The 12,595-nt window shown below is 14.5% G+C and carries 14 protein-coding genes; 4 read left to right on the top strand and 10 right to left on the bottom strand.

The features are described from left to right. The first annotated feature begins 3 nt into the window (after nt 1-3). Complete coding sequence (gene rplQ, locus NARPIN1_RS00620; protein WP_130579217.1) at nt 4-372, top strand: 50S ribosomal protein L17; 369 nt, start codon at nt 4-6, stop codon at nt 370-372. Here rplQ and fmt read toward each other — a convergent pair. Together fmt and def are read right to left on the bottom strand one after the other, a co-directional pair. Then, the gene (fmt, locus tag NARPIN1_RS00625) at nt 369-1,322 is read right to left on the bottom strand and encodes a methionyl-tRNA formyltransferase (protein WP_130579219.1); all 954 of its coding nucleotides are present in this window, start codon (nt 1,320-1,322) and stop codon (nt 369-371) included. The genes rplQ and fmt overlap by 4 nt on opposite strands. Further along, on the bottom strand, nt 1,315-1,806 hold the full coding sequence (gene def, locus NARPIN1_RS00630; RefSeq protein WP_130579221.1) for a peptide deformylase: 492 nt from the start codon (nt 1,804-1,806) through the stop codon (nt 1,315-1,317). The genes fmt and def overlap by 8 nt, the downstream gene beginning before the upstream one ends. Nucleotides 1,807-1,898: 92 nt before the next feature. Between def and aroE the strand changes: the two genes are divergently transcribed. Both aroE and NARPIN1_RS00640 read left to right on the top strand, forming a co-directional pair. Beyond that, nucleotides 1,899-2,732 carry a shikimate dehydrogenase gene (gene aroE, locus NARPIN1_RS00635; protein ID WP_130579223.1) on the top strand — a complete coding sequence of 278 codons (834 nt, stop codon included), beginning with the start codon at nt 1,899-1,901 and terminating at the stop codon, nt 2,730-2,732. Between the two features lie 68 nt (nt 2,733-2,800). Continuing rightward, a complete protein-coding gene (locus NARPIN1_RS00640; protein ID WP_130579225.1) occupies nt 2,801-3,631 on the top strand; it encodes a mechanosensitive ion channel domain-containing protein in 831 nt (276 codons plus the stop codon). 2 nt (nt 3,632-3,633) lie between these two features. Here NARPIN1_RS00640 and NARPIN1_RS00645 read toward each other — a convergent pair whose 3' ends face one another. From NARPIN1_RS00645 to thrS, 7 genes are read right to left on the bottom strand one after another with little or no spacing between them, the layout of a single operon-like run. After that, nucleotides 3,634-4,836 (bottom strand): aminotransferase class V-fold PLP-dependent enzyme, encoded by a 1,203-nt coding sequence (locus NARPIN1_RS00645; RefSeq protein ID WP_130579227.1) that lies wholly within the window; start codon nt 4,834-4,836, stop codon nt 3,634-3,636. 4 nt (nt 4,837-4,840) lie between these two features. Continuing rightward, the gene (locus tag NARPIN1_RS00650; protein WP_130579228.1) at nt 4,841-7,171 is read right to left on the bottom strand and encodes a phenylalanine--tRNA ligase beta subunit-related protein; all 2,331 of its coding nucleotides are present in this window, start codon (nt 7,169-7,171) and stop codon (nt 4,841-4,843) included. Between the two features lie 5 nt (nt 7,172-7,176). Further along, a complete protein-coding gene (pheS, locus tag NARPIN1_RS00655; protein WP_130579230.1) occupies nt 7,177-8,196 on the bottom strand; it encodes a phenylalanine--tRNA ligase subunit alpha in 1,020 nt (339 codons plus the stop codon). A gap of 1 nt (nt 8,197) precedes the next feature. Then, a complete protein-coding gene (gene rplT, locus NARPIN1_RS00660; RefSeq protein ID WP_130579233.1) occupies nt 8,198-8,545 on the bottom strand; it encodes a 50S ribosomal protein L20 in 348 nt (115 codons plus the stop codon). Between the two features lie 16 nt (nt 8,546-8,561). Further along, the gene (gene rpmI, locus NARPIN1_RS00665; protein WP_130579235.1) at nt 8,562-8,768 is read right to left on the bottom strand and encodes a 50S ribosomal protein L35; all 207 of its coding nucleotides are present in this window, start codon (nt 8,766-8,768) and stop codon (nt 8,562-8,564) included. Nucleotides 8,769-8,789: 21 nt separating this feature from the next. Beyond that, on the bottom strand, nt 8,790-9,320 hold the full coding sequence (infC, locus tag NARPIN1_RS00670; protein WP_130579237.1) for a translation initiation factor IF-3: 531 nt from the start codon (nt 9,318-9,320) through the stop codon (nt 8,790-8,792). A gap of 8 nt (nt 9,321-9,328) precedes the next feature. Continuing rightward, nucleotides 9,329-11,218: a threonine--tRNA ligase gene (gene thrS, locus NARPIN1_RS00675; protein WP_130579239.1), complete on the bottom strand. Its 1,890-nt coding sequence runs from the start codon at nt 11,216-11,218 to the stop codon at nt 9,329-9,331. A 20-nt stretch (nt 11,219-11,238) separates the two neighbouring features. On the opposite strand from thrS, the gene NARPIN1_RS00680 reads away from it, so the two are divergent. Further along, on the top strand, nt 11,239-11,751 hold the full coding sequence (locus NARPIN1_RS00680) for a metal-dependent hydrolase (protein ID WP_130579241.1): 513 nt from the start codon (nt 11,239-11,241) through the stop codon (nt 11,749-11,751). Here the strand turns inward: NARPIN1_RS00680 and prmC are convergent, their stop codons facing one another. Continuing rightward, nucleotides 11,752-12,591: a peptide chain release factor N(5)-glutamine methyltransferase gene (prmC, locus tag NARPIN1_RS00685; protein ID WP_130579243.1), complete on the bottom strand. Its 840-nt coding sequence runs from the start codon at nt 12,589-12,591 to the stop codon at nt 11,752-11,754. Nucleotides 12,592-12,595 lie beyond the last annotated feature (4 nt).

The following is a 12,595-nucleotide window of genomic DNA, read 5'->3' on the forward strand; positions in this document are numbered from 1 at the left end:
ATTATGAGACATAAAAAATTTGGTAGACATCTAAATATTACTAGAAGTCACTATAAATCAATGTTTTTAAATATGTGTAATTCTTTAATTGAAAATAAAATTATAAAAACAACTTTAGATAAAGCTAAAGAATTAAGACATATTATAGAACCTATAATAAATAGATCTAAAATTAATAATTTACATAATAGGAGAATAATTTTAAATAAATTAAAAAATAAAAAAAATGTATTTTTACTTTTTAATAAAATAGCTCCTTTATATATTAATAGATTAGGAGGATATACAAGAATAATAAAGATTAATAATAGAAAAGGAGATAATTCTAAAATGTCTTTTATAGAATTAGTTGATAAAAATTTATTAATTTAATTTAATAAATTACCTATTTTAAATATTATATTATTTGAATTTATATAATTTTTTATATCTATTTTTTTTTTACTTGGAAATTGAATTACTTTTATCTGTATTATTCCTTCTTTTGTATTAACTCCCATACCGTCTTTATCTATATATAAAATTTCCCCTATTTTATAAAGATTTTTTTTAGTTGTTAAAATTTCTGCTTCCCATAATTTTATATAAATATTTTCGTAATAAAAATACGAACCATATATATAATTAGCTCTTATACAACGATCTATATTTATAGATGATAAATTCCAATTAATTTTTGTATCTATTTTTTTATTTATTTTTCTTGCATATTCATAATTATTATTATTTATTTGTTTTATTTCATTAATTTTTTCATTATTTATATATTTATGTAATAAATATATAATAGATTCACAACTAATATCTATTAATTTTTTTTCTAAACTCACATAGTTTTCTTTTTCAGAAATTTTACATTTTTTTTGAAATATTATATTACCTGAATCTAATTTAGAATTTATCTTTATTATTGTTATTCCAGATTCTTTTTCACCAGATATTATTTGCCAATATATTGGAAATGGACCTTTCCATTTAGGTAGTATAGAACAATGTATATTTATACATCCAAATTTTGGTATATTTATTATTGAATTTGGTATTAAATTTCCATAAGAAGCTATTATTATTAAATCTGGATTTGATTTTTTAATTATATTTATAATATTTTCATTTAAATTTCTTGATTGTAATATATTTATACCATTTTTAATTGAAAATAATTTAATTAAATTTATATAATTATTTTTATTAATTTTTAAATTATTATCTTTAGTTATTATATATAAAAATAAAAATTTATTAAATTTACATATATTTTCTAGTATTGATAATGAAAAATATGATGACCCAAAAAATATTATTTTAAGTTTATTATTCATTTTTTATAAAAATATTATTTATTTTTTTAATATCTTTTTCTGATGCATATTTTATAAATAGTATGCCATTTAAATGATCTATTTCATGTTGTATACATACTGATAGTAAATTATCGACTTCTAATGTATTAACTTCATTATTAATATTAGTAAATCTTATTAAAATTTCATTAAATCTTTTAGTTTTTAAAAAAATATTTGGAAATGATAAACATCCTTCTATAATTTCTATATTATTATTTTTATTTAAAATTATTGGATTAATTAAAATTAATGGATTATTTTTAGATTCAGATACATCTATAACTATAATTCTTTTATTTATGTTAACTTGAGTTGCTGATAATCCTATACCTTTATTATAATACATAGTATCTATCATATCTGATATTATTTTTTTTATATTTAAATTTATATTTTTTACTAATTTAGCTACTTTATTTAAATTTTTATTTGGATAAATTAATATATTTAATATTGTCATATATTTATAATTTAAATTATTATTATTTAATACATAATTATATTATATATGATATACTTTATTATATTAAATTAAATTTTTGTGAGCATATTATGAATGAATTTGTACTATTTGGAAATCCTGTTAAACATAGTAAATCATATATTATACATAAAATTTTTTCTAAACAAATTAATATTAACTATAAATATTATAATATTTGTGTAGAAAATAATGAATTTGAAAAAAAATTTTTTAATTTTTTTTCAAATAATGGTAATGGTGCTAATATAACAGTTCCATTTAAAGAGTATGTAGTAAAATATTGTAATTTATTAACTAATAGATCTTTAATTTCAAACTCAGTTAATGTTATAAAAAATAATAATGGAAATTTATTAGGTGATAATACTGATGGATTAGGTATTATTTTTGATCTTAATAGACTAAATTTTATTAATAAAAATTATAATATTTTATTATTAGGAGCTGGAGGATCTGTAAAATCTATAATACCTAGTTTATATAATAAAGTTAAAAATATAAATATATTTAATAGAACTTATGAAAAAGCTTTAAATATAAAAAATTTTTTTAATAAAAAAAATATAAATAATATAAATGTTATAGACATAAACTATCTATATATAAATAATAAATTTGATTTAATTATAAATGCTACTTCTAGCGGAATACATGGAAATATTCCTGAATTACCATCGTTCATAATAAATGATAAAGTAAAATGTTATGATTTATTTTATGATTTAAATAAAGATACTCCATTCATATATTGGTGTAAATATAATGGATCTAAATTTAATTCTGATGGTTTAGGAATGTTAATAAGTCAAGCCGCATATTCTTGTTATATATGGTTTGGAATAATGCCTAATATATTATTAACAATTAAAAATATTAAAAATAATTTATTTAATATTTTATAAATATATATTTTTTTAAAAAATTGTTTATAAAATTAATAAATTTAATAAAAATGAGGTAATAAATAAATATGAATAACTCTATTATTCTAAATAAAATAGTTAATTATAAACTTTTTTTATTTAATTATATTTATAGTATATTTTTATCTATATCTTTTTTACTTATTGGAGTAATTTTATCTAATTTAGTTTCTAAATTTTTAAATAAAATAATGGAATATAAAAATATAGATAAAACAGCTATAAATTTTGTATCTACTACTATAAAATATAGTGTAATTATATTATTTTCTATAATTTCTTTAAATAAAATCGGTGTAGAAACTACTTCAATAGTTACTATATTAGGAGCAGCAGGATTAGCTATTGGTTTAGCATTACAAAATTCATTATCTAATTTTGCAGCTGGAATATTATTAGTAGGATTTAGACATTTTAAAATAAATGATTATATTGATATAGGAGGAGGTATATTAGGATTTATAGTTTCTGTACAATTATTTTCTACTACATTAAGAACTTTAGATGGCAAGATAGTTATTGTTCCTAATAGTAAAATTTTATCAGGAAATATAATAAATTTATCTTCAGAACCCTTAAAATTAATAAGTACATGTATTAATATAGATAGAAGTTCTGATATAAAATTAGCTAAATTATTAATACAAGATTCTTTTAAATATGAAAATAGAATATCTAAAAATCATCCAACTTTTATAATTATAAGTTCAATAACTTATACTTCTATAGAAATTACAATTAGATTTTGGACATCTAGAGAAAACTCTCAATTTGTTATTTCAAATATATTAGAAATAGTAAATACTAAATTTAAAGAAAATAAAATATTTCCTCCTAGATATGTATTAAAAATAATAAATTTAAACAATATTAAATAAATTTATTTTTTATAAGTACTTATTATTAATTTTAATTTTTTTATAAAAGTATTTATATCTTCATAATTAGTATATAAAGCAAATGATATTCTACATACTCCTGATATATTATATCTATTCATTAATGGTATAGAACATTGATTTCCTGATCTTATTATAATATTATTTTTATTTAATAAAAAATTTATATCATAACAATTAATATTTTTTATATTAAAAGATATAATAGGTGTTTTATTTATATTTCCATAAATAATTATATTAGGTATCTTATTTAATAAATTTATTGCATAATTTGTTATATTTCTTTCCCATAAAATAATTTTATCTAAGTTAATTTTTTTTATAAATTCTATTGATTTTCTTATACTAAAAATTCCTGATATATCTATAGATCCAGATTCAAATTTCCATGGACTATTTAAATATATAGGTTTATTTTTTTTAAAGTATTTTATTATTGATCCACCTAATTTATAAGGAGATATTTTTTTTAATAATTTTGATTTTCCATATAAAATACCTATTCCATAAGAACTATATATTTTATGACCAGAAAATATATAAAAATCACAATTTAATTTTTTAACATCAATATTAATATGAGATATACTTTGTGATCCATCTATTAATATAATAGTATTCTCATTTATTGATTTTATTAATTTTATTATTTTTGTAATGGGATTTTGTATACCTAATACATTAGATACATGTGATATTGAAACTATTTTTGTTTTTTTATTTATAAATTTTTTTATAGAATTTAAATTTAATATTCCATTATTATATATTTGTATAATATTTATTTTAATTTTTTTTATTTCAGAAATTTTATACCAAGGTAATATATTAGAATGATGTTCTATTATTGAAATTAATATATTATCATTATAATCTAAAAATTCTAGTAATGAATTAGCTATTAAATTTATACTTTCTGTTGAACCAGTAGTAAAAACTATTTCATCATAATTAGAATTTATAAATTTAGATATATATTCTCTAGTATATTCTACATTTTTTTTATTATTAATAGATATTAAATCTATATTTCTATTATAAGATGAGTACTTATTTTTATAAAAATTTATTATTTCATTTATTACTGATATTGGTTTATATGTACTAGATGCATTATCTAAATATATATTATTATTATTTAACATTGGAAATTTAGATCTTATTTTATTTATATCATACATAAATCTAATTTTTTATTATTATCTTAAATTTATTTTTTAATTTTAAAATATAAAAATTAACTATATTTTCTATATCAAAATATGTTAATGTTTTATATTTATCTTGTATATAAAATCTTATAGTAAAATTATTATTAATATTATCTTCTTTATAATAATCTATTAAATTTAGTTTTATAGTCTGATTATTTTTTATATTATTCAAATAATTTATTATTTTATATATATTAATATTATTATTAATAGTTACAGATATATCTCTTTTATTAATTACAGTATTATAAATTTTATTTATATTAGTATTTTTATTAATATTAATATTGTTTATATATATTTCAAAAAAAATAACGTTATTTTTTAATTTAAATATTTTTATAATATTATTATTTATATATCCAAAATATCCTATTATTATATTTTCTTTTATATTTAATATTTTTAAACTTTGATTTAAATCAAATATATTATTTTTTTTATTTTTTACAAATAAAAATTCATGTTTATTAAAAAAAAATAATAAAATATCTTCTACATTGCCTTTTATATCATAAAAATCAAATGATTCATTACTTTTAATTTTAAAAAAATCATTTTTTTTATTACCATAAATTATTCCTGATAAAATTTCATTATTAACAATAATATTATTTAAATAATTAAAACAAAATCCATGTTCAAATATTTTAATATTATTCTCCTGTCTATCTTCATTAAATTTAATTATATTTAATAAACCAATTAATAAAGATCTTCTAAACGAAGACATATTCTCTGATATTGGATTAATTATATCTATTTGATTATTTTTATATATTAAATTTTGCTTGTTTTTATTAACTAAACTATATGATATTACTTCATTAAAACCATTGTAAATTAGAAATTTTTTTATTTTATATATAATTTTTTCTTTATTATTTAATTTATTTAAATATATATTGTTTAAATTATTATTTAAAACTGATTTTTTATATTTAGGTATTTTATTGCATCCATATATTTTTATTATTTCTTCAAATAAATCTTCTTTTATATTTATATCAGATCTTGTTTTAGGTATCACTACTTTTAAAGTATTATTACTATTTATAGAAAATTTAAATTTTAATTTATTTAAAATATTAATTATATTTTCATATTTTATTTTAAATCCTATAAATTTATATAATTTATATATATTTAAATTTATATATTTTTTTATATTAAATAAATTACTTTTACTTATATATGAATAGTTTATTTTATAAATATTAGATAATATTTTTATAAAATATTTTAATATTGAATATATTAAATTATATTCAACTTCTATTTCATTATTTTCTACAAAATGATTTGTATTATTATATAAATTTTTATTTATATTTATAAATTTATAATTAAATGATCCACAACCAATAAAAATATTATTATAATTATTTATATTTTTTTTTATATCTATTCCTGGTATATTTAATATTTCATTATTATTATTAAATACTGATAATGTATTTCTATATATAAATACATTCTTATTATTTACTAAATAATAAGAATCATTGTTTGTTAATTTTATTATAATTTCATTATCATATATATCATATATATTAAATATGTTTATTAAATATCCTGTTTCTAAAAATATATAATTAATTATATCATTAATATTATTATTAATTTTAAAATCACTATGAATTAACTTTTCTTTTATTTCTATCGGAGTATTATATTCTCCTTCTATTTTTTCTAAATAAAAACCACAATATTTAGAACAAATATTTTTATCTATTATATTTATAAAAAATTTTTTATCTATAGAAGGATTTATTTTTATATTATTAAAAGGTAAATTTATTTTTATATTATTTATTATAGATATTTCTTTGCATATGCCTAAAATATTTAAACAATCTAATCTATTATTTGGAATTTTTATATCAATAATATTAAAATTAAATATTAATAAATATGATAAATCTATTCCTAATTTTGTATTTTTATTTAAAATTATTGGATCATTATTATTGTTTATTTCTAATATTTTAGGAGTATATATATATACTTTTTTATTTTTATTAAAGAATATTAATGCTACAATTGAGTTTTTTAAATAATTATCATATTTTATATTTTGTTTTATAGTTATATATTTTAATTTAGATATATTTAATTTTATTAAATATTCTTCATCTTTTAAATATAAAATATCTATTATTTTTCCAGAAATTATTTTATATATATTATTATTAGTTTTAATTACATTATTAACTTCTAATCCTGATTTATCTAATAATTTTAATATTTTTTTACTATTTATATTAAAAAATTTAAGTATACAATATTCATTAATTTTCATTTTAATTATTCATATGAGAACTGATTTAAAAATCTTATATTATTTTCAAATAAAATCTTTATGTCATCTATATCATATTTTAACATTGTTAATCTTTCTATTCCAATACCAAAAGCTAATCCTACATATTTTTTATTAATTTTTAAATTATTTAATACATTAGGATGTATTAAACCACATCCTAAAACTTCTATCCATTTTCCATATTTATTTTTAATATCCAATTCTAATGAAGGTTCTGTAAAAGGAAAATAAGAATGTCTAAATTTAATTTTTATTTTTTTATCATAATCAAAAAAATAAGAAATAAAATTTTCTAATATATTTTTTAATATTTTTAAATTTACAAATTTATCTATTATAAAACCATCAAATTGATGAAACATAGGAGTATGAGTTTTATCTTTATCATTTCTATATACTTTTCCGTAAGAAATAATTTTTATAGGATGTTTATTTTTTTCTAAAAATCTAATTTGACAACATGATGTTTGAGTTCTAAGTAAATTCGTATTATCTATCCAAAAAGTATCTTTATTACTTCTAGAAGGATGATTTTTAGATATATTTAAAGCATCAAAATTATAATATGAATTTTCTATTTCTAAACAATTAAAAGTTTTAAAACCTAAATTATTAAAATAGTTTTCTATTTTTAGAATTACAATAGAAATTGGATGAAAACTACCTATTTGTATTTTTTTTCCAGGTAAATTTATATCAAATTTTTTAATATTATAATTTATATCATTATATGAAAGTTTATTTTTATATTCTATATATATATTATTTATTTCATATTTAATTAAATTTAATTTTTTACCTATATCTTTTTTAAAATTTATATCTAATTTATAAATATATTTAAATAATTTATTTATAAAACTATATTTACCTATAAGTTTAGATTTTAATATATTTAAATCATTTAAATTATTTATTGTTTTTATATCTTCTTTAAATCTTATAATAATATTATTTAATTTTAGAAAAAGTAATTCTTTATTTTCTATATAATACTTCATACTATTTAAAATTTATTTTAGATAATAATTTTTCAAATTGATCTTTATTTGATGAAATAATAGATAATATTTTTCTATTTATAAAAATTGATTTTTTCTTTAAAATATTTATAAAACTACTGTAATTCATATTATATTTTCTTACAGCTGAATTTATTCTTAAAATCCATAATTTTCTTATATTTCTTTTTTTTATTTTTCTATCTATATATGAATATTGACCAGCTTTAATAACAGATTGTTTAGATATTTTATAACATTTTGATCTAGATCCATAATATCCTTTAGATTTTTTTAAAATTTTTTTATGCTTTGAATGAGAATAAACACTGCACTTTTTTTTAGTCATTTATATTATTATTTTATTATTTGTAATATATATATTTATTTATTAAGTAAGAATTATTTTTTGATAATATAGAACGTTTTTTTAATTTTTTTCTTCTCTTAGAAGATTTTTTAGTTAAAATATGTCTTAAATTTGATTTTTTATATTTTATTAATCCTGATTTAAGAACTAAAAATCTTTTTTTCAAACTACTAATATTTTTTATTTTATATTTTACATTCATAATATAATTATATTTTATTTATTATTTAAATAATAGTAAAATACCAATATGTTTATCATTTTTATTAGAAATAAATTCTGATGTTGAAATATCTTTTGTTTTTTCTATAATATATTTAAAAATATCAATACCAATATTTTTATGAATAATTTCACGACCAATAAATTTCATAATTATTTTAACTTTATATTTTTTATTTATAAATTTAATTATATTAAATATTTTTATATCTAAATCTTTTTTATATATATTTGGTCTTATTTTTATTTCTTTTAATTGAATTAAATTTTGTTTTCTTTTATTTTTTTTTATATTTTTATTTTTATAATATAGAAATTTATTTAAATTTACTAATTTATATACAGGTAATTCATGATTTAGATTTAATTCAATTAAATCTAAATTTAAATCTTTAGATTTTTTAAAAGCTAAATCTAATGTAAAAATACCTATTTGAGAACCATCAATATCTATTAATCTTATATTACTATTTAATAAATTACTATTTAAATTTAGATAATTATTATCTACTTTTTTTATTTTTTTTATAATAACCTCCTTTAATTATATATTTTATTTAGTATTTCTTTTTTTATTATATTCAATATTTCTTTAATTTTAAAAGATCCTATATCATTTTTATCAATTGTTCTGACAGAAACAGTATTATTTAATTCTTCTAAATTTCCACATATAAATACATATGGAATTTTCATTATAATACTATCTCTAATTTTATATTCTATTTTTTTATTTCTTATATCTATTTTATATCTTATGTTATATTTATCTATTATTTTAGATATTTTATTAATATAATTATTTTGATTATTAGATATACTTAATATTAATATTTGAATTGGTGATAACCATATAGGAAATTTACCATAATATTCTTCAGTTATAATACCTATAAATCTTTCTATTGATCCAAATATTGCTCTATGTATTAATATAGGATTATTTTTTTTATTATTTTTATTTATATAAAAAGAATTTAATTTTTGAGGTAAAAAAAAATCTAATTGTATTGTACCACATTGCCATTCTCTATTTAAATAATCTAAAAATATAAATTCAATTTTTGGTCCATAAAATGCGCCTTCGCCATAATTAATATCATAATTAATATTACAACAATTTAATATATCTTTTATATTTTTTTCTGATATATCCCATAAATAATCATCACCTATTTTATTATTTGGTCTTGTAGATAATTTAACTTTTATCTTAAATAAATTTAATTTTGAATAAACATCATATATCATTTCTATACAATTTTTTATTTCTTTATAAACTTGTTCTTCGGTACAAAATATATGACCATCATCTTGAACAAAAGTTTTCGTTCTTAAAAGACCATGTAAAGAACCTGATAATTCATTTCTATGACATTGACCAAATTCTGATATTCTGTATGGTAAATCTTTATAAGATCTTATATTATTATTAAATATATTTATATGACCTGGACAATTCATTGGTTTTATACAATATTTTTTATTATCAATAGTTACATCAAATATATTTTTATCATAATATTTTAAATGTTCAGTTTTATACCAAATTTCTTTAGGCATTAAAATAGGACTTATAACTTCTATATATTTATATGATTTTAATTTTTCTCTTATAAAATTTTTTAATTCATTAAATATTATTAATCCATTATTTTTCCAAAATATCATTCCAGGAAATGTTTTATTTATATAAAATAATTTTATTTTATTATTTATTATTCTATGATCTCTATATTTATCCAATACTTTTTTATATGATAAAGTATTCATATATATATATATTCTATTAAATAAATTATTTATGTTTTTTCCATACCATATTTTATAAATAAAATTATCTAATTTAAATAAATTATTTAAATTTATATCTACAATTTCATCTATATTATTAATATCTAATAAATTAATATAATTATTTAAAGAAAAAATATTTATATTATCATTTTTATTTAGATTTTTAATATAATTTTTTTTATATTTACTATAAAATATATTTTTTATTTCATTTAGTTTTATTATTTTTCTTTTAATATAATATTTATTTTTAAATAAATTAATTATATTTTTTTCAATTAGATTAATATTTTTTAAATTAGAATTTTTTTTTAAAAAAAAATCACAATAAATTTTATTTTTTTCTATGTTTGATTTTACTAAATAACATTTATTAAAAATTTTTTTTATAGAAAATCCTAAAATAAATAATATTATTTCTTTTATTATTTTCTCTGCATAATCACTATTTTTAGAAATTATATTTATATTTGAACTTTTATATATAATAAATTCTAAATTAACTATTTTTTTATTATTTATAATTGCAAATATATATTTATCAAAATATAATTTTTTTATATTTATAATATCTTTTATAGATATAGGATTATATAAAGTAATACTTTTATTATTTAATACAATGTTAAACATAAATTAATAAATTAAATTTAATGAATATAGATAATCATATTATTTTTAATGTTATTTCAATATTTATATTGAGAAATATTAATTTTATTAGTATTTCATATAAAGATTGGTTCTATATACTACTTGGAAGTTTATTAACATGTATGCTTCCTGATATTGATCATCCTTGTTCTTTTATTGGAAGAAGATTTAGAATAATATCTAAATTTATATATAATATATTTGGTCATAGAAAAATAACTCATAGTTTATTAATGATATTAATAATAAATTTTATATTTAAAAAACTAATATTAAATTTAAATTTAATACCATATTATATATATCATGGTATGGTAATAGGATATATAAACCATATAATAGCAGATATGTTTACAGTAAGTGGAGTTCCTCTATTATGGCCAATTAATATAAAATTTAAAATACCATTATTATATAAAATTTTTTATAAATTTAATATTATAATTATATATATATTAATATTATTAATATTAATTATAAAATTTATATTTTTAAGAAAAAATTATAATTAATTATTTTTTAGCATAGGTAAATCTATTATTTTTATTTAAATCATTAAAAGTATTAATTTCAGTAAAGTTATTATATTTAAAAATTTTTCTAACTATTTTACCTTGTAAATATCCATGTTCTATTAACATAAAACCATTTTTTTTTAAAAACTTATTAAATTTATTTATAATATAAAATATATCATAAACACCATTATATTTAGAAACTAATGATTCTTTCGGCTCATATATTTTTTTATTTTTATTAATATATTCAAATTCGTATTCTGAAATATAAGGAGGATTACTAATTATTATATCAAATTTATAATTTAATTTATAATTAAACCAATTTTTATTTATAAAACAAACATTTTTAACATTTAATATTTTAGAATTAATATTAGCAAATTTTATAGATTCATTATTAAAATCTATTCCTAAAATATTAGATTTAGGTAGATTTTTTGCCAAAGATATAGCTATAGATCCTATACCTGTACCAAGATCCATTATGTTATAAACTACATTATTTTTTAATTTATTAATAACAAAATCGACTAAAACCTCAGTATCAGATCTAGGTATAAATACCTTATTATTTAATTTAAATTTTAAAGAATAAAATTCTACATTTTTAACTAAATATGGTAAAGGAACTCCTTTTTTAAGGAAAAATAAAATTTTATCTAATAATATAAAATTTTTTAAATTTATAATTTTATTTTCTAATATTAATATATTTTCTCTTTTTATTTTTAATACAGAACTTATAATTAATTCTAAATCATAAATATATCTACTTTCATTAGTATTTAAATAATTAAAAGCATAATATTTTAGCCATTCTTTTATACTCATAAAT

Origin of the sequence: endosymbiont of Pachyrhynchus infernalis, from assembly GCF_004296515.1 — a bacterium.
Classification (GTDB): domain Bacteria; phylum Pseudomonadota; class Gammaproteobacteria; order Enterobacterales; family Enterobacteriaceae; genus Nardonella.

What these genes read in the sequence shown, in the direction of transcription:
- prmC (WP_130579243.1), bottom strand. Translation starts at nt 12,591, where the DNA reads ATGAGTATAAAAGAATGGCTAAAATATTATGCTTTTAATTATTTAAAT.
- thrS (WP_130579239.1), bottom strand. Translation starts at nt 11,218, where the DNA reads ATGTTTAACATTGTATTAAATAATAAAAGTATTACTTTATATAATCCT.
- NARPIN1_RS00640 (WP_130579225.1), top strand. Translation starts at nt 2,801, where the DNA reads ATGAATAACTCTATTATTCTAAATAAAATAGTTAATTATAAACTTTTT.
- rplQ (WP_130579217.1), top strand. Translation starts at nt 4, where the DNA reads ATGAGACATAAAAAATTTGGTAGACATCTAAATATTACTAGAAGTCAC.
- def (WP_130579221.1), bottom strand. Translation starts at nt 1,806, where the DNA reads ATGACAATATTAAATATATTAATTTATCCAAATAAAAATTTAAATAAA.
- NARPIN1_RS00650 (WP_130579228.1), bottom strand. Translation starts at nt 7,171, where the DNA reads ATGAAAATTAATGAATATTGTATACTTAAATTTTTTAATATAAATAGT.
- aroE (WP_130579223.1), top strand. Translation starts at nt 1,899, where the DNA reads ATGAATGAATTTGTACTATTTGGAAATCCTGTTAAACATAGTAAATCA.
- pheS (WP_130579230.1), bottom strand. Translation starts at nt 8,196, where the DNA reads ATGAAGTATTATATAGAAAATAAAGAATTACTTTTTCTAAAATTAAAT.
- rpmI (WP_130579235.1), bottom strand. Translation starts at nt 8,768, where the DNA reads ATGAATGTAAAATATAAAATAAAAAATATTAGTAGTTTGAAAAAAAGA.
- rplT (WP_130579233.1), bottom strand. Translation starts at nt 8,545, where the DNA reads ATGACTAAAAAAAAGTGCAGTGTTTATTCTCATTCAAAGCATAAAAAA.
- NARPIN1_RS00680 (WP_130579241.1), top strand. Translation starts at nt 11,239, where the DNA reads ATGAATATAGATAATCATATTATTTTTAATGTTATTTCAATATTTATA.
- NARPIN1_RS00645 (WP_130579227.1), bottom strand. Translation starts at nt 4,836, where the DNA reads ATGTATGATATAAATAAAATAAGATCTAAATTTCCAATGTTAAATAAT.
- fmt (WP_130579219.1), bottom strand. Translation starts at nt 1,322, where the DNA reads ATGAATAATAAACTTAAAATAATATTTTTTGGGTCATCATATTTTTCA.